The sequence below is a fragment of the Variovorax sp. PBL-H6 genome (assembly GCF_901827155.1).
Taxonomy (GTDB): Bacteria; Pseudomonadota; Gammaproteobacteria; order Burkholderiales; family Burkholderiaceae_C; genus Variovorax.
Window position 1 is genome coordinate 2,260,011 of sequence record NZ_LR594659.1, and the last position, 26,086, is coordinate 2,286,096.

Annotated in this window: 24 protein-coding genes; 3 read left to right on the forward strand and 21 right to left on the reverse strand. The window is 69.5% G+C overall.

The features are described 5' to 3' along the window. Positions 1–84: 84 nt before the first annotated feature. Entirely contained in the window at positions 85–366 is a 282-nt protein-coding gene (locus G3W89_RS10800; RefSeq protein ID WP_162574079.1) for a hypothetical protein, read from the forward strand. 13 nt (positions 367–379) lie between these two features. On the opposite strand, the gene tagF is transcribed toward G3W89_RS10800, so the two are convergent. From tagF to G3W89_RS10855, 11 genes are all read right to left on the reverse strand, one after another. Continuing rightward, positions 380–955 (reverse strand): type VI secretion system-associated protein TagF, encoded by a 576-nt coding sequence (gene tagF / locus G3W89_RS10805; RefSeq protein WP_162574080.1) that lies wholly within the window; start codon positions 953–955, stop codon positions 380–382. Beyond that, positions 949–4,272, reverse strand: coding sequence for a type VI secretion system membrane subunit TssM (gene tssM / locus G3W89_RS10810; protein WP_162574081.1), 3,324 nt, complete (start codon positions 4,270–4,272; stop codon positions 949–951). The genes tagF and tssM overlap by 7 nt, the downstream gene beginning before the upstream one ends. Beyond that, positions 4,269–5,363 (reverse strand): DotU/TssL family secretion system protein, encoded by a 1,095-nt coding sequence (locus tag G3W89_RS10815; RefSeq protein ID WP_162574082.1) that lies wholly within the window; start codon positions 5,361–5,363, stop codon positions 4,269–4,271. The genes tssM and G3W89_RS10815 overlap by 4 nt, the downstream gene beginning before the upstream one ends. Further along, positions 5,360–6,622 carry a type VI secretion system lipoprotein TssJ gene (tssJ, locus tag G3W89_RS10820; RefSeq protein ID WP_162574083.1) on the reverse strand — a complete coding sequence of 421 codons (1,263 nt, stop codon included), beginning with the start codon at positions 6,620–6,622 and terminating at the stop codon, positions 5,360–5,362. Before tssJ ends, G3W89_RS10815 begins: the two co-directional genes overlap by 4 nt. A gap of 1,053 nt (positions 6,623–7,675) precedes the next feature. Beyond that, complete coding sequence (locus G3W89_RS10825) at positions 7,676–8,296, reverse strand: OmpA family protein (protein WP_162574084.1); 621 nt, start codon at positions 8,294–8,296, stop codon at positions 7,676–7,678. A 68-nt stretch (positions 8,297–8,364) separates the two neighbouring features. Next, the gene (locus G3W89_RS10830; RefSeq protein WP_162574085.1) at positions 8,365–9,099 is read right to left on the reverse strand and encodes a GIN domain-containing protein; all 735 of its coding nucleotides are present in this window, start codon (positions 9,097–9,099) and stop codon (positions 8,365–8,367) included. A 32-nt stretch (positions 9,100–9,131) separates the two neighbouring features. Next, the gene (locus tag G3W89_RS10835; RefSeq protein WP_162574086.1) at positions 9,132–9,572 is read right to left on the reverse strand and encodes a hypothetical protein; all 441 of its coding nucleotides are present in this window, start codon (positions 9,570–9,572) and stop codon (positions 9,132–9,134) included. Further along, complete coding sequence (locus tag G3W89_RS10840; protein WP_162574087.1) at positions 9,556–11,190, reverse strand: DUF4384 domain-containing protein; 1,635 nt, start codon at positions 11,188–11,190, stop codon at positions 9,556–9,558. The genes G3W89_RS10835 and G3W89_RS10840 overlap by 17 nt, the downstream gene beginning before the upstream one ends. Before the next feature lie 30 nt (positions 11,191–11,220). Beyond that, on the reverse strand, positions 11,221–11,550 hold the full coding sequence (locus tag G3W89_RS10845) for a hypothetical protein (RefSeq protein WP_162574088.1): 330 nt from the start codon (positions 11,548–11,550) through the stop codon (positions 11,221–11,223). 69 nt (positions 11,551–11,619) lie between these two features. Further along, entirely contained in the window at positions 11,620–12,192 is a 573-nt protein-coding gene (locus G3W89_RS10850; protein WP_162574089.1) for a hypothetical protein, read from the reverse strand. A 218-nt stretch (positions 12,193–12,410) separates the two neighbouring features. Next, positions 12,411–12,986: a hypothetical protein gene (locus G3W89_RS10855; RefSeq protein ID WP_162574090.1), complete on the reverse strand. Its 576-nt coding sequence runs from the start codon at positions 12,984–12,986 to the stop codon at positions 12,411–12,413. 179 nt (positions 12,987–13,165) lie between these two features. Here G3W89_RS10855 and G3W89_RS10860 point away from each other — a divergent pair, with 179 nt between their 5' ends. After that, positions 13,166–14,125, forward strand: a complete 960-nt coding sequence (locus G3W89_RS10860) for an alpha/beta fold hydrolase (protein WP_162574091.1) — start codon at positions 13,166–13,168, stop codon at positions 14,123–14,125. 8 nt (positions 14,126–14,133) lie between these two features. Here G3W89_RS10860 and G3W89_RS10865 read toward each other — a convergent pair whose 3' ends face one another. From G3W89_RS10865 to G3W89_RS10905, 9 genes are all read right to left on the reverse strand, one after another. Further along, positions 14,134–14,979 carry a caspase family protein gene (locus G3W89_RS10865; protein WP_162574092.1) on the reverse strand — a complete coding sequence of 282 codons (846 nt, stop codon included), beginning with the start codon at positions 14,977–14,979 and terminating at the stop codon, positions 14,134–14,136. A 6-nt stretch (positions 14,980–14,985) separates the two neighbouring features. Beyond that, positions 14,986–15,603: an anti-sigma factor gene (locus tag G3W89_RS10870; RefSeq protein ID WP_162574093.1), complete on the reverse strand. Its 618-nt coding sequence runs from the start codon at positions 15,601–15,603 to the stop codon at positions 14,986–14,988. Positions 15,604–15,681: 78 nt separating this feature from the next. Continuing rightward, positions 15,682–16,278, reverse strand: coding sequence for an RNA polymerase sigma factor (locus G3W89_RS10875; protein ID WP_162574094.1), 597 nt, complete (start codon positions 16,276–16,278; stop codon positions 15,682–15,684). Positions 16,279–16,350: 72 nt separating this feature from the next. Then, positions 16,351–17,136 (reverse strand): IclR family transcriptional regulator, encoded by a 786-nt coding sequence (locus G3W89_RS10880; protein WP_162574095.1) that lies wholly within the window; start codon positions 17,134–17,136, stop codon positions 16,351–16,353. 70 nt (positions 17,137–17,206) lie between these two features. Further along, positions 17,207–18,184, reverse strand: a complete 978-nt coding sequence (locus G3W89_RS10885) for a D-2-hydroxyacid dehydrogenase family protein (RefSeq protein ID WP_162574096.1) — start codon at positions 18,182–18,184, stop codon at positions 17,207–17,209. 8 nt (positions 18,185–18,192) lie between these two features. Continuing rightward, positions 18,193–19,182 (reverse strand): Bug family tripartite tricarboxylate transporter substrate binding protein, encoded by a 990-nt coding sequence (locus G3W89_RS10890; protein WP_162574097.1) that lies wholly within the window; start codon positions 19,180–19,182, stop codon positions 18,193–18,195. 33 nt (positions 19,183–19,215) lie between these two features. Then, entirely contained in the window at positions 19,216–21,309 is a 2,094-nt protein-coding gene (locus G3W89_RS10895; RefSeq protein WP_162574098.1) for an acetate--CoA ligase family protein, read from the reverse strand. A 108-nt stretch (positions 21,310–21,417) separates the two neighbouring features. Continuing rightward, the gene (locus G3W89_RS10900; protein WP_162574099.1) at positions 21,418–22,215 is read right to left on the reverse strand and encodes an enoyl-CoA hydratase/isomerase family protein; all 798 of its coding nucleotides are present in this window, start codon (positions 22,213–22,215) and stop codon (positions 21,418–21,420) included. A gap of 11 nt (positions 22,216–22,226) precedes the next feature. After that, positions 22,227–23,225 (reverse strand): tripartite tricarboxylate transporter substrate binding protein, encoded by a 999-nt coding sequence (locus tag G3W89_RS10905; RefSeq protein ID WP_162574100.1) that lies wholly within the window; start codon positions 23,223–23,225, stop codon positions 22,227–22,229. 250 nt (positions 23,226–23,475) lie between these two features. On the opposite strand from G3W89_RS10905, the gene G3W89_RS10910 reads away from it, so the two are divergent. Further along, the gene (locus G3W89_RS10910) at positions 23,476–23,805 is read left to right on the forward strand and encodes a four-helix bundle copper-binding protein (RefSeq protein ID WP_162574101.1); all 330 of its coding nucleotides are present in this window, start codon (positions 23,476–23,478) and stop codon (positions 23,803–23,805) included. 15 nt (positions 23,806–23,820) lie between these two features. Here G3W89_RS10910 and G3W89_RS10915 read toward each other — a convergent pair whose 3' ends face one another. Further along, positions 23,821–26,037, reverse strand: a complete 2,217-nt coding sequence (locus G3W89_RS10915; RefSeq protein ID WP_443083166.1) for a heavy metal translocating P-type ATPase — start codon at positions 26,035–26,037, stop codon at positions 23,821–23,823. Positions 26,038–26,086 lie beyond the last annotated feature (49 nt).

Here is a 26,086-nt window from a genome sequence, read left to right on the forward strand (position 1 = left end):
AAGCCGTGATGGCCGCATTGTGATGATTACAGACAGGGTAAGTGGCCGTGTGATTACAGTCCAGACTAGATGAGGAGCGACTGAATGGATGAATTCTTGGCGCGACAGCTTGCGCTTATTCAGCAGGCAGTAGTTGACTACCGTGGCGGTGTATTCACTTTGAACCAACTTGTCCGCCGAGTTGAGGCGCTTGGAAACGTTATTGGTGGCGAGTTCTGGGACGAACAGTTGTTCGATATTGTGTTGGACCTCGAGGGAATCAACAGCGAATTGATCGATAAAGGTCGACAGATGACGGCCACTGAGCAAGAAAGAGTGAAAGATATTTTGAGCCAACTAGAAGCAATAACTGCCGGGCAGTGTTGAAGTTGCCCCTTTGTCAACTGCCCAACGTAGGTCGAATATCCAGCAGTTCAAGCAGCAGCCCCGGCTCCGGCGGCCAACCCGCCATCCTGGGAAGGCCATCGGACGCAGCAGCGAGCGGCCACCACAGGCTGGACGGCTCCGGCGGCCAAGCTTCGGTAGACCGGAATTCCTCTCCGGCAGCGCACGGCGGCAGGGCGGCAATCGCCGCCTCCAGCGCTTCAGGTCCTTCCCCTGCCGCGCCGAGCAGCGACGCGAGCCGCGCGGCGCTTTCGCCCGGCGACACCGGCCCAGCCAAGCGCTCGACGAGCGTCAGCGGAAACGCACGCCCGACGCGATCGTGCGACGGCACGACGATGCCGCACCAGATCTCGCCCGGCGCCGGCAGCGCCAGGTAGCGCCACGTCGCGAAGCCGCGAAGGCGCTCTTGCAGCGCAGCCCCTTCCAGCGTCGTGGCGGCCAAGGCCAGCCCCCTTTGCAGCCAGCCGTCCCAATCGCTGCGCCAACGCGCCGGCAGGCCGCGGCCGACGAAGTCGCCGCGCGTGGGCAGCTTGCCGTACCAGCACACGCGACGTGAAGGCAGCTTCACCATGTGGCTTGCGGGCAGCGAAACCGTGCCAGCTCGCGGAGGGTCCAGATATCGGCCTCGGGCGCGCCGGCTGCGCTCGCCTCGACCTCGAGGGTGCGTGTATCGACGACCAGGGCCAAGCGCGCCGGCGCACTCCGCTCACCCTTCCACTCGCTTCGCAACAGCACCCGTACCCAGGCGAACGCGCCTTCATGGACCTCGGCGCCGACGCCGCCGGGACCGGGCGGCAGGATGCGCATCAGCACTTTCAGGGTCGAAGCCGGCCCAGGCCAGACCAGCTCCTTGGAGCGCGGCGGCCCGTTCTCGAAGCGCAGCAACTGCCCATCGACATCGACGCTGAACTGCAGCAGCTCGGCGTCCATGCGCAGCGGCGTGAGGCGCAGCTTGAGCTCGGGCATTGGCGCACCTGCGGGGAAGAACAGCGCACCGATCGCCGCCGCCCGCTCGAATGCGTCCGGCATCGCTGCATCGCCCGTTGCGCCGCGGGTCTTCCACGGCCGGCTCGACGTATCGACCCGTTCGCTCAACTGGTTGCGCCGAAACTCGTCGAACAGGCCGCCGGGTCCGAAGAGCCGCGCGAAGTCGGACGGCGCCATGTCGCGCAGCGCGGCGGCGCCGAAGGGAAAGCGCTCGCGCGTCAACGCGCTGCAGGTCTGCGCGAGCTCGGCGAGCGCGGCGTCGAAGCCCGGCTTGGGCCCGCCACGCGAGCGCATCAAGGTCCCGAGTCCGCCGTAGACCTTGCGCAGCGCGGCAGGCGCACGAGCGGCTTCGGTGCGCAAGGTGGCGTCGATCTCGGCGTTGGCGGCTTCGTCGCGCCTGGCGGTGACCAGGGCCTGAAGGCGGTCGAGAGCTTGCGGCCCGGCCCCCGCGGCGTAGTCGCCGAGGCTGGCGAAGCGTGCCCGCAGCGCACCATCGAAGGCGCCCTCGGCTGCGCTGTCGCCCTGCGGCGTTGCACTGAACTCGTCGGCCAGGCGTGTCAGCAGGCGGCGCAGCGGTGAATCGGGCGCCGTGAGATTTGACGCCTGGCGGGAGGCGCTCTCGGCATCCGTGGCGGGCGCCAACGCAAGGGCATCGAGCTGGCGCGACCAGGCCGCGATCACGCGCTGGGCGTGCCGCTTGCCGACCTGCGTGGCGATGTCGTCGCGCCAGGCGCGGTCTTTCTGCAGGCGCCGCACCTCGCCGCCCGCGTCGCCGAGCACCCAGTCGGCCTCGTTCGCGAGTTCGTCCAGCGTGGCATCGAGCGCGGGCACGAGCTTGCGTCGCCAGTCGGCGGCGCTCGAGTGTTCCGGCATCGGCCCGGCGCTCGACGCCGCGAACACGAGCGCACCCGCCGCGCCGAGGCGCGTGGGCAGGTCCTGCGGCGGCTCGGTGTCGGCAATGCGCCGCAGCAGGCGCTCGTGCACGCGCTGCGCCAATGGCAATGCCGCGAGCGCGCTGCGCGCCGCGCGCACCCCGGCCTCGTCGGAGCGCATCGCCTCGGGCAGCCCGCTGCGTTCGAGCAGGGTCCCGACATGGCGCGCCCATTCGGCGCGCTCCCCCGCGCCGCCCGAGTGCGCCAGCGTCTGCTCGGCCCAAGGCCTCAACTCGCCGCGGACCAGCCGCTCCGGGCTGGCCAGCATCAACGAAGCGCGCAGCGCCTCGTAGCGCGTCGCGCTGTCCTCGGCTTCGCGCAGGTCGCGTCGCAAGCGCTCGATGAGCAGCGGCGCGAGGCTGCGATCGAGCATCTCTCGGTAGGCCTGTTCCGCCGAGCGTGCCAGGCGCGGCCCCTGGAACAGCCCGAATCCGAAGCCGGCAGGGGCAACGTTCGGATCGATGCCATCGTTCGCCGCCAGGCGTTCGAGCAGCGAATAGAGCGGCAGCACCTGCTCGAGGCTGGCCGAGTCCAGAGAGCCGATGCGCTGGGTCAGCTGCTCCACGCGCATGCGCACGCTGTCGACATAGTCGAGGTTGCGACGGTAGCTCTGCCACCACAGGGCCGAGGCGGCGAGCAGCGCGGCAGCGGCAAACCCGGCCCCGAACATGGCAGCTCGCCGGCGCCAACGCATCCGCTGCAGCCGCTGGCCCGCCAGCGGCGCTTCGGCGATCACCAGTTGCTTCAGCAGCGAATTCAGGAAGAAGGACTTGCCACCGGCATCGGGCCGCACCAGCGGCTTCAGTCGCAGGCCGTGGCTGCGTGCGAGTTCGCCGATGACCCGGTCGATCGGATTGCCCTCCTGCGTACCGCTCGTCAGCGCAATCGCGCGCAGGCGCTGCGACGGTTCGGCGGCAATGCCGGCGAAGGCCTTGCGCACGAATCGTTCGAGCGGTGAGAGCAGGGCGTCGAACTGTGCCGCGAAGGCGTAGATGGGGAGGCGTCGCTGCGGCGTGTGCTCCTGCTGCAGCAGCTCGCGGCCCCGCCGGCCCAGGCGCTGGGCCAGATCCGACAGACGCGGTCCGAGATCGGCCGGAATGCCGGCCGCATCGGCATCGAACACCAGGCCCCAGAGCTGCTCGCGCTGCGCTGCGTCGAGGTCACCGAAGCTTTCGACGAAGCCGGCGAGAAGGTCGGCCTTGGTCACCAGCAGGTAGACCGGAAACGCGAGGTCGAGCTCGCGCCGCAATTCGTCCAGGCGCGCCGCGACCGCTGCCGCCTGGCGTGCGAGTTCCTCGCCGCCGTGCAGCAGGTCGGGCACGCTCACGCTGACGATCACGCCATTGATCGGCTGCACGGGCCGGTGCCGGCGCAGCAGTGCGAGGAACTGCTGCCATTCGCGGGCGTCTGCCTCGGTGTCGCTGTCCTGGGTCGTGTAGCGTCCTGCGGTGTCGATGAAGACGGCGTCCTGGCTGAACCACCAGTCGCATTGACGCGTGCCGCCGGTGCCCGCGAGCGGATCGCGCCCGAGCCGTTCGGCGAGCGGAAAGCGCAGGCCCGAATGCAGCAGCGCCGTGGTCTTGCCGCCGCCTGGCGCGCCGATGATCAGGTACCAGGGCATCTGCTGCACCTGCCGCCGGCCTTGCCACCAGCGCTGGCGGCCCTTCGCCTCGATGCCCTGGCGCAGCATCGCGAGCGCCTGCCGGAAACGCTGGCTCAGCTCGGGCCCGGCATCGCCCGCTTCGAGGCTCTTGAGCAGGCGCTCGTTGCGCCGCTTGGCCAGCAGCAGGCGCACTGCGCGCGCGCCGAGCAGCACGAGCGCGGCCAGCGCCAGCAAAGCGGCGCGCGCGCGCACCTCATCGAAGGGATGCCAGGTGCCGAAGGCGAGGAGCGGTGCCGCGAACCACAGCAGGGCGCCTGCGGCGCCGAGGTTCACTGCGCCTTGCGCGAAGCGGATCGACGGCTTCATTCCGGAAACAGCACGATCTCGACCCGGCGCAGCGGCTGGCTGCCCGAGGCATCGACACGGGCTTCGACGGCCAGCCGCGCATCGCCGAGCTGTGGCCGCAGCGAATCGGCGGCGCCGCGTGCCCATTCCATTGCCTGGTGCCAGGCCGAGGGCGTGCGCGCCGTCGGGGGATCGCTGCCGTCGGTGTAACCCACCACGACGACCTTGCCGGGCAGCTTCGCAAGCGCTGCGCCGAGGCGTGCCAGCGGGCCGCTCGCGTCACCCAGCGCATCGGCACCGAGCACGGCCACGCTGCGCAGCGCCTCGTCGCGCACGGACAAGCGGCCGGCCGCGATGTCGTCACGCAGCTTCGAGGCCAGCCGCGGCGGCGCCTCCGCCACGGCAGCCGCGGGCGCCGCCGTGGCGCTGGCAGCCGGCACGATTTTCTGCAAGGACGCCAACACGCCGTCGACACGCGCTGCAAGCTGCAGCTGGGTTGCGCTGTAGATGCCGAGGGCCAGCACGCCGAGCAGCAGCACGGCCGGCAGCGCGACGCGCGGCGCGCGCGGCGGGCTGGCGGCTGCCGCCGCGCATTGCCAGGGCGCCACCAGCGGCGGCGCCGGCGCTACCTGCTGCAGCGCAAGGTGCACGCGAGAGCGCAGGGTTTCGTGTTCGCGGTCGCCGAGCGCGCTGCGCCCCCGCAGCCCGAGACTCAGGCAGGTGTGGAAGAGCTCGAGCAGCGCGCGGTGCTCGCGCGGCTTCTCCGCCAGCCGCGCGAGCAGGCGCAGCAGCTTGTCGCCGCCCTGGGCCTCGCCGTGGAAGCAGCGCAGCAGGCCGGCACCTTCCGCGCCCCATGGCGCGGCGTCGAACTGCTCGTCGCCCCAGGCGCACAGCACGTAGCTTGCGGCCGCGATGTCTGGCTCGGCGATGCCGGCCGCTCGCGCACCGGCTTCGAAACGGTTCACCGCCTCTGCCAGCGTGCGGCGCAATGCGGCCGGGTCGGCCGGCGTCGCATCCCGCAGGCCCGCCAACAGCGCGACCAGGGGCAGCGCCTGTGCGCGCAGCGCACGCGCGGCGGCCGGCTCGTCGGCGCCCTCCGGCTCCCGGTTCATTTCGCCCATCCCAGTTGCAGCTGGCGCGCCTGAGCGTCGATGCGTGCGCGCGGCGCCAGCGTCCCGGAGGGCAAGGGCAGGATGGCACGCCACTGCGAGTGCTCGATCTCCCGGAACGCACCGAACACCGCGACGGCACGTGCGTCGCCGCTCAGTTCGAGCGCCAGCTCGCGCGCCTCGCCGGGGCGCAGGTGCAGGCTTTCGCGCACCAGCACGTTCGACCCGAGGGTCGCTTCGTCATCGTCATAGAGGCTGTCGAAGCTCGCCTTCTCGAACCCGCCCGCATCGCGCAGCACATAGACGCGCAGCGCCAGCGACGCCGACGCGTTGCGCGCATCGGTGTTCAGGCTGCGTTGCGCCTGCACGAGCAGCTGCAGGTTGCGCTTGGGGCTGGCCAGTGTCGGCGCGGTCCCGGGGTTGAACATGAAGTTCACGACCATCGAGGTGTTGACCCAGGGAATCTGGCGCTGGGCGGTGTCGCGCAGCACCTTGACGCGGACCGCCTTCATCATTTCCTCGACCTCGACGCCGACCGAGCGCAGCTCGGTGGCAAGGTGCTTCGTGTAGACGCTGTTGCCGCCGATCGGGCCATCCTCGGCGACCCCGCCAGGGGCTGCGGAGAAAGCGATGAGCGCCCCTGGCGCCGCCATCTCGGCCAGGCCGTTGGCGTTGCGCGATCGTCCGCGCACCGCAAAGGGGTCGTTGCGGCATGCGTCGATGATGAAGATGCGGGCACGCGGACGGACGCGGTCGACATGCCCGAGCAGCGCTTCCTGCATGTCGATCGCCTCGTCACGCACTTCGGCCTCGTCGCGCAGTGCGATGTCGATCGGCAGCAGGTAGTTGCGCCCCCCGATCTGCACGCCATGGCCGGCGTAGTAGAAGACCGATGCAACCTGGTCGTCGTCCATGCGGCGCGCGAACTCCCGCAGCACACGCTTGAAGTCGCGGGCCTTGAGGTTGAGGTGCTCTCCGACTTCGAAGTCGAGCGAGCGCAGGGTCTGAGCGACCAGGCGGGCGTCGTGCTCGGGGTTGTTCAGCGGGATCTCGGGGTAGCGGCCGTTGCCGATGACGAGGGCGACTCGGCGTTGCCTGGAGACTTCGAGCTTTGGCTGGGGTTGGGATTGGGGCTGGGACTGGGACTGGGACTGGGACTGGGCAAGGCAGGTTGCGCTCCAGAGGGTGGGGGCCAGGGCGATGCAGGCGAGGAGGGGGCGGCGGGTCACTCCACCGGGTTCCTGGACGTTTGGGAGGCTCATGGTCTTGCTCCCTCTCCCTCTCCCTCCGGGAAGGGGGTGGGGTGAGGGCACCGGGCTGTCGATCGGTACCGTGTGCTTGTGTTGAGGCTGGAGCCGGGGCGTCGTCCCGGCAGCCGAGTCACTTTCTTTTGCTTCGCCAAAAGAAAGTAACCAAAGAAAAGGCGACCCCACTGCGCGTGACCCTTCGCTTCGCTACGGGCAACCTGCGGTGCTCGCTTTTCGCGGGGTCCGCGCAAACTCGCTGCGCTCAAACACGCGCGGCCCTGATCCGCGAAAAGCTCCGCTCCTCGGCACGCGCAGAGGGGATTGGGGAACGGTCGGGCCATCGCTTCGCTCGGCCACCAACGGCCTCGCTGCGCAAGGCCTCGAAGAGGGGCAAGGGCGGCCGCGTATGACAGTGCATAAGCATGAGCATCGCTACGGGTACGAGCACGAGCACGAGCACGAGCACGAGCGTGTGCGTGTGCTTGTGCTTGTGCTTGTGCTTGTGCGCGTCCGTGGGTGTGCGTGTGCATGTGCATGTGCATGTGCATGTGCATGTGCATGAGAGTCAGCGTGAGCGAGGAGCAAGAGCTCACGCCGACCTGCATTCCACACAAGTACGCGCCATGGCGCGTTGAATTCCAAGTCCCCTCTGGCCGCGCCGAGGAGCGGAGCTTTTCGCGGATCAGGGCCGCGCGTGTTTGAGCGCAGCGAGTTTGCGCGGACCCCGCGAAAAGCGAGCACCGCAGGTTGCCCGTAGCGAAGCGGAGGGTCGCGGCCAGTGGGGTCGCCTTTTCTTTGGTTACTTTCTTTTGGCGAAGCAAAAGAAAGTGACTCGGCTGCCGGGACGACGCCCCGGCTCCAGCCTCAAACCAAGCACACGAGACCAATCGACAGCCTGGTGCCCCCAACCCAACCTTCTTTCGGGGGCGGAAGCAGCAAGCCCCCAGAGCAAGAGATGCAAGTTTCGACACAGTCTGAGCACCTCCAGGGACGATCGCATTCGATTCTCCGTGCTGCGCATCCGAGGCACAAGGGGAAGGACGCAGCCGTTGCGCCCCAGGCGCCCGTTCAACTGCCGCGGAACTGCACACGTCGGTTCACTGCCGCCGTGGGATCCGCCGCCTCAACCAGCTGCGCTTCGCCATAGCCGACCGTCTTCAGGCGGGCGGCATCGATGCCGTGCCGGTGCACCAGGTAGTCACGCACGGCGCGCGCGCGGGAGCGCGAGAGCTCGAGGTTGTAGGCATCGCTCCCGACAGCATCGGTGTGGCCTTCGACCGTGACGATGCTGTTCGGCGCAAGCAGCTTGATGCCTTCGGCCAATGCATCGAGCTGGGCCCGCGCGGGGGGGAGGATGTCGGAAGAGTCGAATGCGAAGCGCACCGGCAGGGACAAGGCCGAGGCCTCGGCGGCGACATCGTCAGGCCCAGCGGACATGCGGGCCGGGACGCGTGCCGAGGTCTTCGCCAGCGCGACGGCCGCGGCCGCAACATACTTCGTCGGGGTTGCTGCTACTGGCGCCTCGTCGAGCAGGCGGATCGAGCGTGTCTTGTTGCCGAGCACGGCCGCCACCTCGTGCGGGTTCACGAGTTGTCCTTCGCGGTACATGATCACCTTCTCGGCCTTGACCTGGGGCGTCAGGAAGGCGGCGGCAAGGGCGAGGGCGAGGGTGCTGAGGTAGCGATTCATGGCAGGACTCCTTGAGCGTGGCGTTGAATTCGTCGATACCCATGGGTTGCGAGCGCCGCCAGCCAGGTTCAATCTTTCTCGATCGTCCCGACGCCGCGGATGGAACGCGTCACCACGGGGTCGCCGTGATAGCGCACATGGCCAACCCCGCTGATGCGCACGGCCAGCGTGCTGCTGGCGGCAAGCCGCACTTCGCCATTCCCGTCGATCGCGACTTCGGCCCGCTCGCTGGCGAGCCTGGGCGCCGAATAGCGGCCCATGCCGGTGATGGCAAGCTGCTGCGCGACCACCTTGCCGCCCCCGACTGCAACTTCACCAGCGCCGCTGATCCGCACGTCGAGGCTGCGCGCATCGTCCAGGCGATCGAGACGGATCGAGCCGCCGCCTGCCAGCACGAGCGCGAGCGCATCGCTGCGCAGTGCTCCGATGCTGATCTCGCCGGCAGTGCGCGACTCGAATGCACGCAGCATCCGGACGCCGAGCTTCATCCGGATCGGCTGCTGGGTCTCGATGCGGCCGGGCGTCAGGCCGATGAGCAGGCGCCGGTCGCGGACCTCGGTCGTGATCTTGCGCAGCACCGCGGGCTCGGCTTCCAGCGTCAGCGTCTCGCTGGCGCCCTGTTCGATGCTGACTTCGCCGGCAACGGCGAACACCACCTGGTCGAAGTCCGCGACGCTGCGGGACTCGGTAGCCGCGTGGGCCGGCTCGGCCAGGGCGGCGGCAAGTGCCGCGGCCGAGCCGGCGGCCAGGGCCGACGCGCGGAGCGCCCCCCAACCCGGGAACGCTCGGGTGAACCAGCTCATGGCGCAGCTCCTGATGAAGGCGGGCCCTGGCCTCAGCGCGGCAGCGCGAGGTTGGGCTCCGGGGGGAACGGGCGCGCCTGGCAGGTCGTCCAGCCGGAGTCGGTGACGATCACCGATCCGCCGTGGCGATCGGTCGCCACCAACTTCGCGGCCTGCCGTGCCTCGGGGCCCAGGGTGACCGGCCCCTCGTCGAACAACAGCCGGCCGTACTGCCAGCAGCGCAGCCGATAGGTGCCCTGTCCCCTTTGCCTCGCCGACGCCGCAGAGGCGGGGGGCGGGGGCGGGGGCGCCGGCGGGAGCGCGGAGACGGCGCGATCATCGGTGGCAGCGGCAGCGGTCGTGACACCTGCGGTCGCGCCGAAGGGCAGTTGCAGCAGACCGACGACGGCGGCGAGCGCGACCCCGCTCACGGCGGCCAGGCGGATGCCGAGCCACTTCGCACGGCCAGGAAGGGATTCATTTGACTTGGACACGGAAGTTCTCCTGGGCGAGCGTGCCGCCACCGACTTTGAGGAAAGCGCCGCGGATCGACTCGAGCGTGGCGCCGGGGAGGGGTTCGAAGTCGGTGCCGACCAGGGCTTGCGGCAGCGAAGCCATCACGTCGCGCTGGGTTGCGAAGCAGGAGATGGTCTCAGGCACGCCCTTCGTATTCATCGTGAGCTGGAAGCGCATGGCGCCAGGCAGCGTGAGCGGCTGGGCCGCGGCGATGCGTGAGTCGCGGGCGAAGCGATTCGGGAAGAACCGTATGACCTTCGAATCCTCGTCCTGCAGGTAGCAGTAGACATGCGCGTCCTGAGAGGGTGCGAGGGAGAGGCTGATCGACTCGCCCTTGGCGAAACGGGTCTGCTGCCTGGGAGCCGTCAGTGCCAGCTTCAGCGGCGCCGCCGCTGACGGGGCCGACGCAGTTGCGGCAGCTGCCGAGGCCGCGGCGGGCGAGGCGGATGCTGCGCTTGCCACCACCGGGATCGATGTGGGGGCCGCTGCCACGGTCGCCGGTGCGATGTAGTGCGCGGGCTGCTCGGGCCGCTGGATCTTGGTGTGATCGGCGGCGAGGAAGGCGTAGAAGAATTCCTCGTTGAGCACGGCCTCGCGGCTCAGGCCCAGTGCAGCGCGGTAGTTCGCGATCGCCTCGTCGATCGCCGGGTTGAATTCGCCGTCGATCGGGCCGTCGTAGAACGCGCGCCGGCGCAGCTGGTTCTGGAAATAGGCGATCAGCTCGATGCGCGTCGAGGCCATCGCGTGGTACCAGTCGAACATCTCGAGGCGCGTCTCGTCGTTCTTCTTCGGTTCGGTCACGCCCAGGCAGGTCCAGTAGGGTGTCTTGGTGAGCTTGCCGATGAGTTCGACCGCGGCCAGCTCGACCAGCCCGCGCAGCGCCTGCGTCTGGCCTTCGGCCTTTGCCAGGTTCATGCTGTAGTTGATGCCGAACTTGTGGTACGCCGCATCGCCGTCGATGCCGCTGCCTTGCTTCAGGATCATCACCGAGTTGCGCGAGGTGACGCCCGCTAGCACCGCCATGTCGCTGGTGGTCAGCACGCTCAGGTCGAGCGCCAGCATGCTGGAACCCGCGTCCTTCGCCGCGCCGAGGTTGATGAAAGGGGCGAAGCCGATGCCGATGTCCTTCTGGTTCTTGACCAGGTTCTCGTCGAACTGCGAGACGGAGCCCTTGATGTCGTAGAGCGGAATCGCCTGGTAGGCCGCCGCGCTCTGCGCCGAAGCGAGATAGCTGATGACGTTTGCCGTGTCCTTGCCGAAGGCGACCAGGCGCACCGCACGGCTGCGGCGCGACATGTCCGACACCGACGAGATCAGCATGTCGCGCGTGCCGGCGTTGAGCTTCTTCGTTTCGTCGCTGATTTCCTCGGTCAGCATCGTGATGTCACGCACGCCGTAGTCGAGCAGCAGCGTGTCCATGCAGCGCAGCGCATGCGAGAAGCCGGTGATCGAGCGCTGGGGCCGGTCTTCGGGGCCCTTGCGAATCTCGTTGGTCTGGTCGATGGTGGGTTGCCTGACTTCGAGCGTCTGGCAGCCTGCCAGGGCAGCGAGGGCGGCGGAAAGCGCGAGGAGGCGCGCGACCTTGGGCGGTTTCATGACATCTCCCTTTTGTTCGGGGCGTTGCGCTCAGCGGCACCCGCCGCGGCCGACGATGTTGATCGCGTTGGGCGCGAACACGAACACCTCGCGCGGCGAGGCGCCGATGCGCCCGCCGGTGTCGATGTTGCCGATGTTCTGACTCCCGCAGGTGCTGGAGTCCGAGGAGTTTCCCTGTGACTTCCCCTGCTCGTCCGCCTTGCGCTCCTGCGCGGCGATGCGGATCTTTTCCTTGGCGATCTTTGCGCGGAAGCGCGTGTCGACACCCATCAGCTCCTGCCCCGCCAGTGCGTGGGCGCCGGCGCCCAGCGTGACGGCGGCGAGAACGATGCGGGCGGTGAGGGCGAAGCTTGCATTCATGGTGGTCTCCTGGGTGGGAAGGCGCCGGCGAGGGAAACGCCGGCGCGTGGAAAGAAGATCGAAGAGGGCTTACTTCGCGACGCCGACGCTCTGGTCGGCGGTGGACAGGAAGCCGGCAGCGGTGTTGACCTGCGCCGTGGCGAGCACCGTCGAGTTCGTCAGCTTGCCGCTGCCTTGCGCACCGCCGATCTGCTGGCGCGCCGTGGACAGGAAACCGCCGGCCACGTTGCTCACGCCGGTAGCGCCGACGAAGCTGCCCTGGACCTTGCCGTCGTCCTTCGCAAAGCCCACTTCCTGGTTCGCCGTGCTCAGGAAGCCGGCGGCGGTGTTGTTCACGCCTTGGGCGACGATGGCGGTCTGGCTGATCTGGCCGTTCTGGGTGGCGCGGGCGATGCTTTGGTTGGCCGTCGACAGGAAACCCGCCGATGTGTTCACCGCGCCGTTGACGATCACGGCCGTGTTCTTGATCTTGCCGTTCTGCTCGGCCACGCCGACGTTCTGGCGCGCGGTGGACAGGAAGCCGGCCGAGGTATTGACCGTGCCGGTCGAGAACACGCCGGAGTCGGTGATCTCGCCGGCCATGGCGGCACCGAAGACGAGGCCCAGCGCGGCGAGGACGGAAAGTTTGGAAGCGGCTTTCATGGTGGATCTCCTGAAGGGTTGGTGGCTTGAGGGTGGGCGGCATGCGCTTGCTTGCCTTCCGCTCCATGGGTTGCTGCGCATTGCGAAACGGTTCAAGGCAATTCGCATTTGCAGAGGCAGCACCGGCAGGCGCGGGCTCCTGCCATGGAAAAGACCCGCCGGCGCAGGTGCGCGGGCGGGCCGGGACCGAGGAGGCCGGAAGGAAAGCCGGCAGCGGCTTACTTGGCGACGCCGATGCTCTGGTCGGCGGTGGACAGGAAGCCGGCGGCGGTGTTGACGGAGCCGGTGGCGATCACCGTCGAGTTCGACAGCTTGCCGTTGCCTTGCGCGCCGCCGATCTGTTGGCGAGCCGTGGACAGGAAACCGGCGGCCGTGTTGCTGGCGCCGTTGGCGATGACCGTCGAGTTCTCGACCACGCCGTTGTCCTTGGCGAAGCCCACGTCCTGCGTGGCGGTGCTGAGGAAGCCGGCAGCCACGTTGTTCAGGCCGGTGGCGATGACCGTGCTGTTCTTGATCTGACCGTTCTGCGTGGCGCGGCCCACGCTCTGCGTCGCCGTCGACAGGAAGCCGGCGGCCGTGTTGTTGGCGCCGTTGACGATCACGGTGCTGTTGGTGATCTTGCCGTTCTGCTCGGCCACGCCGATGTTCTGGCGCGCCGTGGACAGGAAGCCTGCCGAGGTGTTGACGGCACCGGTGGACAGCACCGTCGAACCCGTGATTTCGCCGGCCATCGCGCCACCCGCGGCAAGACCGAGAAGGGCGACAAGAACGGAAGCTTTGCGGACGATTTGCATGATGATCTCCTGAGAGTGATGGAACGAGGTTTGTGGTGGGGCTTGCCGATTTGCCTGCCTTCCCGCTCCATGGGTTGCGCCCGTTCCTGATTCGGTTCAAACGAATTTCGCGACGATGAGCCCGAGAAGGGTTCGAGCCGATTTCGGGTGGGCTGCGCGCCAGCGTAGGATGGCCCGCCATGCTCGACAGGGCTCCGCCAGATCCGCCTTCACACCCGCCGCGCCTGACCGGCTTGCGCGGCACCCTGACCGCGCTGCGCAACTTCGGGCTGGTGAATCTCGGCTCGCCCGCCGCCGGCGAATTCGACAGCTTCACGGCCAGCGATGGCCAGATCGTTCCCGTGTACGTGCTTGGCAAGGGCCCGCCGATGGTGCTGGTGCACGGGGTCGGGTGCTCCCATAGCGACTGGATGCCGGTGGCCCGGCGGCTGGCGCGGCGCCACTGCGTGCTCGCCTGGGACGCGCGCGGCCATGGCCATTGCCGGCCGGTGCGCGGCAGCATCACGCTCGCGCGCCTGGCCGCCGACCTGGCCGAGATGCTCGACCACTTCGGGCTGCAGCGCGCGGTGCTGGTCGGGCATTCCATGGGCGCGCTGACGCTGATGCAATACCTGCATCTGCATGGCACCCAGCGCGTCGCGGCGGTGGCGTTGGTCGATCAGTCGCCGCGCATCGTGACGGACGACAGCTGGCGTCTCGGGCTCTTCGGCGGCTGCAGCGCTGCGATGCTCTCGGGGCTGATCGCGGGCGCGCGCCAGGACCTGGCCGAGGCGCTGCTGAACGAGGTCGGCGCACTCGGCGGCGCCTGGCTCAGGCGCCAGCTGGGCGTCGAGACATCGCTGGGACGGATGCTGCGGCGGCGCCTGGGAAGCATCGACATCCGGCCGCTGCTCGACCTTGCCGAGTCGATGGCGCAGGCCGACTTCCGCGCTTCGCTGTCGCGCCTCGACGCGCCGCTGCTGGTCGTGCTGGGAGCGCGTAGCCCGCACTACGCCGGGCTGCCGCTCGATGCGTGGTATCGGGAGACGGTGAAGCATGCGCAGATCTCGGTCTACCCGCGTGCCGGTCATTCGCCGCATGTCAGCGAGCCGCTGCGCTTTGCGCGTGAGCTCGAGCGGTTCTTGGAAGATCACGCGTGAGTGTTGATCTACCCGCAACGCCCCTTGTCGTCCGACTTGAAGCAGAAGTCCGCCGTCAGGCTCGACGACTCCCAAGGCACCTGCACGCGGCCGGTGTCTTCGGCCACGCCGATGCGCACCCGCTTGAAGAGCTGCTCGATCTGCAGCCCCGGCGTCGGCAGGTTGGCCAGCAGGTGGCGCGCGTACACGCTGTGCTTGCCGCTGGCGCCGTCGAGCGCCACGCCGTTGGGCGCGGTCGAGAAGGCCACCAGGGTGCCGACGGGTGCATCGAGCGTTGCCAGCCCCCCCGGCGTCGCGCCGCGGAACTTGAGCCGTCGTCCATCGGGGCCGACGATGACGCCGCCGGCGAACGGGTTCACGCGGCAGGCGTCGAGCACCACGATGTTGATGCCGGTGCGGATGGCGCTGAGCCGGTCGACGAACTCGCCGACGTCCGCGCTTTGGCGCTGGATGTCTTCCTCGGTCAGCGGGTCGGCGTCGATCGGCACCAGGTAGTTGCGGCCCTTCACCTGGACGCCGTGGCCGGCGTAGAACAGCATGCGGACCGATGCCTTCGGCGCGCGCATCGAGAACTCGCGCAGCGATTCGATCAGGTCCGGCAGCCGCGTGTCCTGTCGTAGGGTCACGTCGTAGCCAAGACCGCGCAATGCACCCGCAACCGCGGCGGCGTCGCCAGGCGGATTCTTCAACGGTGCGGCGCGGTACGCGCCGTTGCCGATCACCAGCGCGATGCGCGACTCGGCGCCTTTGGTGCCGGCGGTGGCAGGGGCGCCCATGGCAGGACCGACCCAAGGCAGCGCCGCGGCGCCCAAGGCGCCTTGCAGCAGCGTTCGGCGAGTCAGCAGCGTGGCCATGGCGCTCTACTCCCGAGGCGGCACGCCGGGTGCCAGCGAGGCGGTCTGGACGATCGGGGCCGCCTGCACCCGGGCCAGCGCCGCTGCTTCGCTGCCGGCCGGCACGCGCAGGTAATAGTCCCCGAGCTGCCCCGGCCCGCCGGCCAGTTCGCCGCCGACCTGGACCACCAGCAGGCGGATGTCGGCCTCCTTGGCGTCAGGGGCGAAGCTGATCTTCAGCATCGGGCCCTCTTCGACGCGAACCGCGTTCAGGGCGCGGATCTGGTCGGCGTCCTCGCGGGCGTTGCCCAGCAGGTTCAGGATCACGCCGCCTTGCACCATCACGAGCGCCAGCCCGGCAATCGCATAGCTCGGGCGCATGCCCAGGTTGCCGAAGAAGGCGCCGATGCGTTCGGACAGGGTTGGACGGTCGCCCTGGATCAGGCGCATCGCGCGCGCCAGGCCGATCGTCGGCGGCACGGCCGGGGCGCTTTCCTGGACCCGCGCCTGCAGCGAGCGATACCAGTCCAGTTCGCTCTTGGCCTCCGGGTGCTGTTGCAGGTAGGCATCGACCCAGGCACGGTCTTCGGCTCCCAGCGAACCGTTGGCGTACCAGGGGAGCAGTTCTTCGAAGCGTTTGTTCATGATGCCGCTGGGTTGCGCGAGCCTTGCGGATGGTTCAGTTTATTTTTAAGCGCACGCGAGGGAGATCGCAAGCGCCGTTCAGGAGGCGAGGGCGCCTTTGCCCTCGGGAGCGCTTCCTTCGCTGCGCAGCAGGGACTGCAGGCATTTCTTGATTTTCTGGCGCGCGTGGAACAGGCGCGTCTTGACGGTGCCCTCGGGACAATTCTGTATCTCCGCCACCTCGGCGAGGCCCATGCCCTCGTAGAACACCAGGTGCAGGCATTCGCGATGCTCGTCCGACAGCTTGCCCATGCAGTGCTGCACGCCTTCGCGCCGCTGCTTGCCGGCCAGCTCCGCATAGCCGTCGGGTGTGTCCGAAGCCGTGACTTCGGCGATGTCCTCGAGATCGGCATGCACCTCGTCGGGCCGGCGCGCGCGATACACCATCAGCGCCTTTCGTCGCGCGATCCCGATGAGCCAGGTGGAAAACTGCGAGTCGCCCCGAAAGCGATCGGGATGGCGCCAGACCTCGTAGAGGGTGTCCACCAGCACTTCCTCGGCCCGCGCGTGGTCGCTCAGCATGTTGAGCGCGTACGCGTAGACCCGTTGGCTGAATGCCTTGTAGAGCTGGCGAAAGGCCGCCTGATCTTCGCGGCCGATGCGTACGAGCAGCTGGTTGACCTCGTCGTTGTCCATGCAGGGTGACGGTGGCAGTGGCGGTGGGGGTGACGCAATATAGCGTCTCTGCCCGGATTTCCGGCACGCATGTCACGCCTGCTTCGCGAGCGTGCCCTCGATGTCGGCGGCCAGCGCCAGCAGCGCGCCCGAGAGCTCCTGCTCGACGCTGCGCACCGTCTCCGCCGTGGAGACGCTCAGGTTGAGCGCGTAGCGGGGCTGCCCCTCCCAGCGCAGCGGCACGGCGAGCGCAACCACCTCGGGCTGCCAGGCGGCGGCGCAGTAGCCGCGCTGCCACACGCTCTGCATCGCGAGCTCGATCTCCTCGGCCAGCGTGGGCCATTGCCCCTGGCGGCGCTTTCTGAACAGCGCGAGCAGCGCCTTGCGCTTCGGCTCCGGCGCGGCGGCCAGGTAGGCGCGCCCGAGCGAGGTGAGCTCCATCGGTACGCGCTGGCCCGACACCACGCTGCGCAACGAGACGCGCCGGTTGTACCGGATCGACTCGAGGTACACCATCTCGTCCCGGTCCGGCGCTGCCAGGCCGACATTGATCCGGCGGGCCTCGGCCAGCGCGCGCATCTTCGGCGCGGCGATGCCCAGGATGGTCGAGCCCGAGCGCATCGCGTGCGCCAGGCTCAGCACCGCCGGGGCCAGCCGGTAGGCTCGGCGGCGCACATCCAGGTGCAGCAGGCCGGTGCCCACCAGCGTCTGGGTGAGCCGGCTCACGGTGGAGCGCGACAGCCCGGTGCGGTCCGCCAGCTCGGCATTGCCGAGCAGTTCGGAGCCGGGCCTGAAGGCGCGCAGGATCTCCACGCCGCGCTCCAGCGAGCGGTTGGCGGGAGAGCGCCCGGGCTTCTCGTCGATCTCGGCGCCGTTCATTGCTTGTCTGCACCTCGCGTCATGCACATGCGGGCAATGATGGCACCGCCTTGCGGCCCAAGCGGCGGGTTCAGCGGCGAGCGGACGCCAGCGCTTCGGGGTTGACGACGTCCACGAGGATGCCGTTGGCGAACTGGTTGATGTGATCGAAGGCAATGCCGAAGTAGCGCTCGTAGTTGTCGCGCTCCACGTAGCCGATGTGCGGCGTGCACAGGGCATTCGGCAGGCCCAGCAGCGGGTGGCCCGTGCCTTGCAGGGGCTCCTCCTCGAACACGTCGACGGCCGCGAAGCCGGGCCGGCCGCGCCGCAGCGCGCGTTCCAGGGCGCCGGGCGCGATCAGCTCGGCACGGCTGGTGTTCACCAGCAGGGCGTCGCGCTTCATGCGGTCCAGGTCGTGTTCGCGCACGATGCCGGCGGTCTGGGCGTTCAGCCGGATGTGGAGGCTGATCACGTCGCTTTCCTCGAAGAAGGCCTCCTGGGAGGGCGCGCGCTCGAAGCCGTCGGCCAGCGCCGCCTGTGTCGAGCCCTCCCGGCCCCAGACCCACACCTTCATGCCGAAGACGCGGCCATAGGCGGCCACCTGGCGGCCGATGCGGCCGTAGCTCCAGACGCCCAGTCGCTGGCCGCCGAGCTGCTGCCCCAGGTGCCCCTGCCAAAGTCCCCGGCGCAGGCGTACGGCCTCGTCGACCAGGTGGCGGCGGCTGGCCAGCGTCAGCGCCCAGGCCAGCTCGGCCGTCGAGGCGCCGGCCCCGCGGCCCTCGGCCACCACGATCCCGCGCGCGGTGCAGGCCGCCAGGTCCACGTGGTCCGCCAGCTTGCCGGTCTGGCTGATCAGGCGCAGGCGGGGCAGTCGGTCGAGCAGGGCGGCGTCGATGCGCGTGCGCTCGCGCGTGAGCACGATCGACTCTGCATCGGCGAAGCGGGCTGCGAGTGCATCGGTGCCCTTCACCGTGTCGTTGAAGATGCGGACCTCGTGGCCCGCGAGCCTGTCGAAGCAGGCCAGCGTCCGGACACAGTCCTGGTAATCGTCGGGAATGGCGATGCGCATGGGCGTTTTTATTGCAGCGTGATGCCCAACTGCTGCACGGTGCGTTTCCACAGCGCCAGGTCGTCGCGGACCAGCGTGGCGAACTCTGCCGGCGGCATGCCGCCGGGCTCGATGCCCTGGGCCTGGAAGATCTCGCGCACCTCGGCCGTGTCGAGGGCGCGGCGGACCTCGGAATAGAGCCGCTGCATCACCGGTGCCGGCGTGCCTGCCTTGAGCAGCAGGCCGTACCACCCATGCACGTCGAAGCCGGGATAGCCCTGCTCGGCCACGGTCGGCACGTCGGGCAGGCCGGCAAAGCGCGACTTGGGCGCCACGGCCAGCGCGCGCAGCTTGCCGGCCTTGATCTGCGCCAGCGCCGAGCTCATGTCCAGGAACATGAACTGGATCTGCCCGCCCAGCAGGTCCTGCACTGCCGGGCCCGCGCCGCGGTAGGGCACATGGGTCGCACGGATGCCCGCGCGCTGCACGAAGAGCGCGGCGCCCAGGTGCGCCGAGGTGCCGTTGCCCGAGGAACCATAGGACAGGCTGTCCGGCTTGGCCTTGCCCATCGCGACCAGCTCGGCCAGCGACTTCGCGGGAAAGTCGGGCCGCACCACCACCGCGTGCGGGATGAAGCCCACCACCGTCAGCGGCGCGAAGTCGCGCAGCGTGTCGAAGGGATAGTTGGCCATCAGCGCCGGGTTGGTGACCGCGAGGATGGAGGGGAAGACCAGGGTGTAGCCGTCGGCCGGCCCGCGTGCCACCTCGCTCATGCCGATCACGCCGCCGCCGCCCGGCTTGTTGTCGACGATCACCGGCTGCCCCAGGCTGGTGGACATGGTCTTGCCGATGGCGCGCGCCATCAGGTCCGTCGGGCCGCCGGGCGCGAAGGGCACGACGATGCGGATCGGTTTGGACGGGAAGTCCTGTGCCCGCACCGCGGGTGCCAGGGCCGCGAGTGCAAGCCCCGCGCCCAGCGAGGCGTTGAAATGGCGGCGCGAAAGGCGCTTCGGATTCATGGCTCGTCTCCAGTTGTTGTTGTCGATCGATGTTCAGGCCGCGAGCACGGCCACGCCGTCGGCGGCGAGCACGCCGTGGCCCTGCGGCAGCACGAACAGCGGGTTGATCTCCGCTTCCGCCAGCCGCTCGCCCAGCGCCGCCGCCATCTGCGAGAAGGCCACGATGGCCGAGACCAGGGCCTCGACGTCGCACACGGGGCGTCCGCGAAAGCCGTCGAGCAGCGGCCAGGTCTTGAGCTCGCGCACCAGCGCGGCCGCCTGTTCGCGCGTGAGGCCGCCCGGCGGCAGCATGCGCAATGCGGTGTCCTTCAGCAGCTCGGCCGTCACGCCGCCCATGCCCAGCAGCACCGCGCTGCCCAGCGGATCGCGGTGCAGGCCGAGGATCAGCTCCACGCCGCCGCTCACCATTTGCTGGACCAGGAAGCGTTGCGGCCGCACGCCGGTGTGCGTCTCGACCTCGGCGGCCATGCGCTCGAGGCGCGGGCCGATCTGCTCGGCGGAGACGTTGACCGCCACGCCGCCCACGTCGCTCTTGTGCGTGATCTCGCCGGAAAGAATCTTCAGCACCGTCGCGCCGCCCAGATCACGCGCGGCCTGCTGCGCCTGCTGCGCATCGGCCACCACGATCTCGCGCGTGCACGGCACGCCGAAGCGCGCGAAGAGCTGCTTGGCCTGTTGCTCGTCCAGCGATCCGCCGGGCAGGTCGTCTGCGTTCGACAGGGCCTGATCCACCGGCTCTGCGTGCGGTCCGGTCCAGCTCGCATGCGCATGCATCGCGGCCAAGGCACTGGTGCAGCTTTCAGGCGCCATGAAGGCGGGCACGCCGCGCTGGTTCAACTGGCTCGCGATGCCTGGCGCGTGCGGACTCACGTAGACCAGCAGGGGCTTGTCGCTGCCGGGCAGGCTGTCGTGGATTGCGTCGGCCATCAGCTGCGGCATCGCGAGCCCGGAGGAGCCGACGATCACGACCGCCGCGTCGTAGGAGGGGCTGGCGAGCAGTGCGCGAATCGCGCCGCGCAGCAGTTCGGGCTGCAGGCCTGCGAGCGTGACGTCGATCGGGTTGCGGTCCAGCACGGCCTGCTCGCCCGACTGCAGCGCGCGCAGGGCCGCGGCGGTCTCCGCATCGGGTGCGGGCGTCTCGAAGCCCGCGCTGCCGAGGCTGTCGGCCACCAGGGTGCCGGCGCCGCCAGTGGAAGTCAGCACCGCAACGCGGCGCCCGCGGGGTGCGCGCCGGGTCGCGAGCGCGGCCGGAATGTCGAGCAGGTCCGCAAAGGTCTGGGCGCGGATCACGCCCAGCTCGCGGAACAGTGCGTCGTACATGCGGTCCGCGCCCGCCAGCGCGCCGGTATGCGACACGGCCGCGCTTGCGCCCGCCTCGGAGCGGCCGACCTTGAACACCACCACCGGCTTGCCCTTGCCTGCCGCCTTCAGCGCCGCGGCGCGGAATTTGGACGGGTTGCGCAGTCCCTCCATGTAGAGCGCGATGACGGACGTGGCTTCGTCGTCCGCCAGGTGGTCCACGAAATCGGACAGGTCGAGGTCGACCTCGTTGCTGGTGGAGATCAGCTTCGACAACCCGATGCCGCGCGCCGCGGCGCGCGAGAGCAGTGCGCCCAGGATGCCGCCGCTTTGCGAGACCACGCCGATCGGCCCGGCCTCGAAGCCTTCCATCTCCAGCGCGCCGGTGGCCGAGAGGGTGATGCCGTCGGTGAGGTTGACCAGGCCGATGGTGTTGGGGCCCAGGATGCGCATGCGGCCGGCGGCCTCCAGCAGCTGCCGCTGCCTGCGCGCGCCTTCCTCGCCGACCTCGGTGTAGCCGCTGGCCAGCACGATCGCGGCGGCGGTGCCGCGATCGGCCAGTGCACGCACGGCCTCGTGCGCGCGCTCGGCGCCGAGCAGGACGATGCCGACATCCGGCGCTTCGGGGAGCGATGGGACGTCGGGGTAGCTCTTCAGGCCGGCGATCTCGGGGGTGCGTGGGTTGACCGGGTAGATCGCTCCTTTGAACCCGTGGCGCTGCAGGTAGGCGACGGGGCGGCCGGCGGTCTTGGTGGGGTCGGCGGAGGCGCCGATCACCGCTACGCTGCGGGGCTTGAGCAGGCGGGTGAGGGCATCTTGTTCGGACATGGGGGATTCCTTGGGTACGTGGCGCTTGTTCGGAGGCTGGAGCCGGGGGTTCGTCCCGGCGGCCGAGTCACTTTCTCTTGCTTCGCCAAAGAGCACACGAATGGGTGCTCAAGACGACTTCCCCTTGCCCCCATCGAGAAACGCCAGCACCGCGTCCCGATGCTCCTGCGTCGTATAGCAGATCCCCTGCGCCTGGCTGCCCTGCGCGAAGACCTGCTCGGCCGGCAATTCGAAGCTGCGGTCGATGATCGACTTGCCCAGCGCGAGCGCTGCCGCCGAGCCCTGCGAGAGCTCGCGTGCCCAGGCCTGCGCCTCGGCCAACAGCGTGTCCGCGCGGGCGACGCGGTCGGCGATGCCCAGCTGCAGCGCCTCGGCCGCCTCCACCTTGCGCCCGGTGAAGATCAACTGCTTGGCGCGCGACAGCCCCACGCGGCGCGGCAGGAAGTACATGCCGCCGCCGTCGGGAATCAGGCCACGCTTGATGTAGCTCCACGCGAAGCTGGCTCCTTCCGAGGCGATCACGAAATCGCAGGCCAGCGCCATGTCGGCGCCCAGGCCGTTGGCCGAACCGTTCACCGCCGCGATCACCGGCTTCGGCATCGTATGCAGCAGGTCGATGGAGTGGTGCACGCGCTGCTGGCGCGTCCAGCCGTTGAAGCCGACCGCGCCGGCCGGCGCTTCCATGCGCCGCTGCATGCCGGCCACGTCGCCACCGGCGCAGAAGCCCTTGCCGGTGCCGGTCAGCACCAGGGCGCGAATGGCTGCGTCGGCCGCGACCTGCTCCAGCGCGGCGATCAGCTCGGTGCGCATGGCGTCGCTGATCGCGTTGCGCTTCTCGGGGCGGTCGAGGGTCAGGGTGGCGATGCCGGCTTCGACGTCGAGCCGGATCTGGGAACTGGTGGTCATGATGCTTCTCTTCAATCGGTGGTGATGTTTCCGTCCTTGACGACCTTGCGCCAGCGCACCTCCTCGGCACGCACGTAGCGCTCCAGACCCTCCGGCGGCGTGACGTCGACCGCCAGGCCCTCCGACTGCGTCTGCTTCACGAAGGCCTCTGCCTTCGCGGCCTGGCGCACGGCGTCGTTGAGCCGGGCGATCACGTCCTTGGGCGTGCCGGCGGCGGCATAGAGCCCGTACCAGCTCTCGGCCGCATAGCCCGCCACGCCGGCCTCGGCCAGGGTGGGTACGTTGGCATAGGCCGGCGAACGCCGGGCCGTGGTGACCGCGAGCGCGCGCATCTTTCCCGCGCTGACGAAGGGACGCGCCGCCGCCGCCGTGGCGAACATCATGTCCACCTGGCCGCCCAGCAGATCGGTCATGGCCGGGCCGGCGCCGCGGTAGGGCACATGCGTGATGTCAACCTTGGCAAGGCTCTTGAAGAGCTCGCCGGCGAGATGCGCCGAGGTGCCGTTGCCCTGCGAGGCGAAGGTCAGCTTGCCGGGCTTCGCCTTGGCTGCGGCGATGAGCTCGGCGACGCTCTTGTAGGGCTGATCGGCGCGCACCACCAGCACGTTGGGCGAGACGCCGACCAGCGCAACCGGCGCGAAGGCCTTGTCGGTGTCGTAGGGCAGCTTCGGCTGGAGGGCCGGGTTGACGGCATGCGCGAAGGTCGCCATCACCAGCGTGTAGCCGTCGGGCGCGCTCTTGGCGACCGCGTCGCTGCCGATGATGGTGCCTGCGCCCGGCTTGTTGTCCACGATCACCGGCTGGCCCAGCGCCTGCGCCATGCCGATGGCGAGCGAGCGCGTGATGGCATCGGTGCCGCCGCCCGGCGCGAACGGCACGACGATGCGCAGCGGCTTGTCGGGAAAGGCCGCGAAGGCAGGCGTGGATGTCAATACAAGCAGTGCGGCCGTGGTCGCGAGCTTGTGGAAGCGCCGGCGGTCCAGCAGCGGGAGGCGAGGGGATGCACGCATGGTTGTCTCTCCTTGTTTCCTCGTGAGCGAGGCGTGCACCAAGCTTAGGCTGCAAGCGTGTCCAGCGCAGCCTCCCGATTCCACCCAGTGGAATTGCCAGGCGAGGTCTGGTCTCTCTCCTCGCTCAACCTTGTTTCGGAAATCGTCGTACATCCTGTAGGCCGCACGTCCGTCATGGCGAGATGCTCGGGTCGCGTGATGGTTGTTCTCGAGGCCGGCTCGCCGCCGGCATTCACTTCAGGAGAAAACCATGGCCCATGAGAAGTACCGGCAATGCATCGATGCCTGCAACGACTGCGCGATGGCCTGCAGCCACTGTGCTGCCGCCTGCCTGCACGAGGACGACGTGAAGATGATGGCTGCCTGCATCGCGCTCGACATGGATTGCGCCGCGATCTGCCAGCTCGCCGCAGCGGCAATGGCGCGCGACAGTGCCCATGCGCCGGCCATTTGCCGGCTGTGCGCGGAGATCTGCACGGCCTGCGGGGCCGAGTGCGCGAAGCATTCGCACGCGCACTGCCAGGCGTGCGCGGAGGCCTGCCGCCGCTGCGCGGAGGCTTGCCGGCAGATGGCGGCGTGAGCGACTGGTCGGGGCTCAGCCGGCGCTGCCCTTCCAGCGCCTCAGCAGCAGCGCGTTGCTCACCACGCTCACGCTGCTGAAGGCCATGGCGGCGCCCGCGATCACCGGGCTCAGCAGGCCGAGGGCGGCCAGCGGAATGCCCACGACGTTGTAGACGAAGGCCCAGAACAGGTTCTGCCGGATCTTGGCGTAGGTTCGGCGCGAGATGTCGATCGCGTCGCCGACCAGCGTGGGGTCGCCGCGCATCAGCGTGATGCCGGCGGCGTGCATGGCCACGTCGGTGCCGGTGGACATGGCGATACCCACGTCGGCCGCTGCCAGCGCTGGTGCGTCGTTGATGCCGTCGCCCACCATCGCGACACGCGTGCCCTGCGCCTTGAGCTGCGCGACGATGGCCGCCTTGTCCTCGGGCAGTACTTCCGCGTGAACGATGTCGATGCCCAGGAGCCGGGCTACCGCTTCGGCGCTGCCCCGGTTGTCCCCCGAGACCAGCGCGGTGCGGATGCCCTGCGCGTGCAGCCGGCGGATGGCCGCCGCGGCGCCCGGCTTGGGCGCGTCGCCGAAGGCGAGCAGGCCGATCAGCTTCGGGCTGGCGCCGCTCTCGGCCAGCCAGGAGACGGTTCGGCCCTCCGCCTGGAGTTGTGCGGCGCGCTCGGCAAGCGTGCCGAGCGGCACGGAGAGCTCGCTCATGAAGCGGCTGCTGCCCAGGCGCAGAGAGCGGCCTTCGACCATGGCGGCCACGCCGCGGCCGGCGTGCGCGCGCAGCTCGCTCGTGGCCGGGATCGCCAGGCCCTGCTTGCCGGCCGCAGCGAGCACGGCACGCGCGAGCGGATGCTCGCTGCCCGCCTGGATGGCCGCACTCGCGCGCAGCAGGGCGGCGGTGTCGCCGTCCACGGCATGCAGGGCGACCAGCTCTGGCCGGCCCTCGGTCAGGGTCCCGGTCTTGTCGAACGCCACGATACCGACGCCGTGCGCGACCTCCAGCGCCTCGGCATCCTTGATCAGCACGCCATGCCGCGCCGCCACGCCGGTCCCGGCCATGATGGCCGTCGGCGTGGCCAGCCCCAGGGCGCAGGGGCAGGCGATGACGAGCACGGCCACCGCGTTGAGGATCGCGCCTTGCCAGTTGCCGGTCGCCAGGCCCCAGCCGATCAGGGTGACGAGGGCGATGGCGATGACCACCGGCACGAACACGCTGCTCACGCGATCGACGAGCCGCTGGACCGGCGCCTTCTTCGCCTGCGCCGACTCGACCAGACGCACGATGCGCGCGAGCGTCGATTCCGCGCCGATCGCCGTGGTGCGCGCCGTGAGCAGCCCTTCACCGTTGACCGAGCCGCCGGTGACGGTGTCGTCCGCGTGCTTGGCAACCGGCAGGCTCTCGCCAGTGATGAGCGACTCGTCGACATCGCTGGCGCCTTCGAGCACGACGGCGTCCACGGGAATGCGCTCGCCGGGGCGCACCACCACCAAGTCGCCGACTTTCACCTGCGCAAGGGGAAGTTCCTGCTCCAGTCCGTTGCGGCGCACCCGTGCACGCTCGGGGCGCAGGGCGTTCAACGCGCGGATCGCCTCCGTGGTCTGACGCTTGGCCCGCTGCTCCAGCCACTTGCCGAGCAGCACCAGCGTGATCACCACGGCGGAGGCCTCGAAGTACAGATGCGGCGGCATGCCGTGGCCGGCCTGCGTGAGCAGCAGGTAGAGGCTCAGGCCATAGCCCGCGGACGTGCCCAGCGCGACCAGCAAGTCCATGTTGCCGGAACCCGCCTTCGCCGCCTTCCATCCCGCGCGATAGAAGCGCGCGCCGAGCCAGAACTGCACCGGCGTCGCGAGCGCCAGCTGCACCCAGCCTTCGAGCATCCACGCGCGGCCGAAGAGCAGGCCGACCATGGGCAGCAGCAGCGGCGCCGACAGCAGGGCCGCCAGCGCGACCGGCCACCAGTCAGGCCAACGACTTGCCGCCGGCGCGGCCTGCGCCTCCTCGGCAGGGCTTGCCTCGTAGCCCGCCTTGCGCACGGCGGCCAGGAGTGCGGCGACCTCCACCGCGCGGCCCGCGAAACGGACCTCGGCCTTCTCGGTCGCCAGGTTCACGGTGGCCGAGTCGACGCCCGGCACGCCCGCCAGCGCCTTCTCCACGCGCGCCACGCAGGAGGCGCAAGTCATGCCCTCTATTTGCAGCGACCGTTCCTGCAAGCCGGCGGCGGGCGCCGGCATCGTCAAGCTGTTGTCCATCGGCATCGGTGGTTCCCGGATTCCTTGTGATGGCTCCACTGTCGACCTT

Coding starts and splice junctions, on each gene's coding strand:
- G3W89_RS10840 (WP_162574087.1), bottom strand. CDS start 11,190: ATGAAACCGCCCAAGGTCGCGCGCCTCCTCGCGCTTTCCGCCGCCCTC.
- G3W89_RS10860 (WP_162574091.1), top strand. CDS start 13,166: ATGCTCGACAGGGCTCCGCCAGATCCGCCTTCACACCCGCCGCGCCTG.
- G3W89_RS10885 (WP_162574096.1), bottom strand. CDS start 18,184: ATGCGCATCGCCATTCCCGACGATTACCAGGACTGTGTCCGGACGCTG.
- G3W89_RS10845 (WP_162574088.1), bottom strand. CDS start 11,550: ATGAATGCAAGCTTCGCCCTCACCGCCCGCATCGTTCTCGCCGCCGTC.
- G3W89_RS10875 (WP_162574094.1), bottom strand. CDS start 16,278: ATGGACAACGACGAGGTCAACCAGCTGCTCGTACGCATCGGCCGCGAA.
- G3W89_RS10850 (WP_162574089.1), bottom strand. CDS start 12,192: ATGAAAGCCGCTTCCAAACTTTCCGTCCTCGCCGCGCTGGGCCTCGTC.
- G3W89_RS10830 (WP_162574085.1), bottom strand. CDS start 9,099: ATGAGCTGGTTCACCCGAGCGTTCCCGGGTTGGGGGGCGCTCCGCGCG.
- tagF (WP_162574080.1), bottom strand. CDS start 955: ATGGTGAAGCTGCCTTCACGTCGCGTGTGCTGGTACGGCAAGCTGCCC.
- G3W89_RS10880 (WP_162574095.1), bottom strand. CDS start 17,136: ATGAACGGCGCCGAGATCGACGAGAAGCCCGGGCGCTCTCCCGCCAAC.
- G3W89_RS10865 (WP_162574092.1), bottom strand. CDS start 14,979: ATGGCCACGCTGCTGACTCGCCGAACGCTGCTGCAAGGCGCCTTGGGC.
- G3W89_RS10905 (WP_162574100.1), bottom strand. CDS start 23,225: ATGCGTGCATCCCCTCGCCTCCCGCTGCTGGACCGCCGGCGCTTCCAC.
- G3W89_RS10870 (WP_162574093.1), bottom strand. CDS start 15,603: ATGAACAAACGCTTCGAAGAACTGCTCCCCTGGTACGCCAACGGTTCG.
- G3W89_RS10890 (WP_162574097.1), bottom strand. CDS start 19,182: ATGAATCCGAAGCGCCTTTCGCGCCGCCATTTCAACGCCTCGCTGGGC.
- G3W89_RS10800 (WP_162574079.1), top strand. CDS start 85: ATGGATGAATTCTTGGCGCGACAGCTTGCGCTTATTCAGCAGGCAGTA.
- G3W89_RS10910 (WP_162574101.1), top strand. CDS start 23,476: ATGGCCCATGAGAAGTACCGGCAATGCATCGATGCCTGCAACGACTGC.
- G3W89_RS10900 (WP_162574099.1), bottom strand. CDS start 22,215: ATGACCACCAGTTCCCAGATCCGGCTCGACGTCGAAGCCGGCATCGCC.
- G3W89_RS10895 (WP_162574098.1), bottom strand. CDS start 21,309: ATGTCCGAACAAGATGCCCTCACCCGCCTGCTCAAGCCCCGCAGCGTA.
- G3W89_RS10915 (WP_443083166.1), bottom strand. CDS start 26,037: ATGGACAACAGCTTGACGATGCCGGCGCCCGCCGCCGGCTTGCAGGAA.
- tssM (WP_162574081.1), bottom strand. CDS start 4,272: ATGAAGCCGTCGATCCGCTTCGCGCAAGGCGCAGTGAACCTCGGCGCC.
- G3W89_RS10825 (WP_162574084.1), bottom strand. CDS start 8,296: ATGAATCGCTACCTCAGCACCCTCGCCCTCGCCCTTGCCGCCGCCTTC.
- G3W89_RS10855 (WP_162574090.1), bottom strand. CDS start 12,986: ATGCAAATCGTCCGCAAAGCTTCCGTTCTTGTCGCCCTTCTCGGTCTT.
- G3W89_RS10815 (WP_162574082.1), bottom strand. CDS start 5,363: ATGAACCGGGAGCCGGAGGGCGCCGACGAGCCGGCCGCCGCGCGTGCG.
- tssJ (WP_162574083.1), bottom strand. CDS start 6,622: ATGAGCCTCCCAAACGTCCAGGAACCCGGTGGAGTGACCCGCCGCCCC.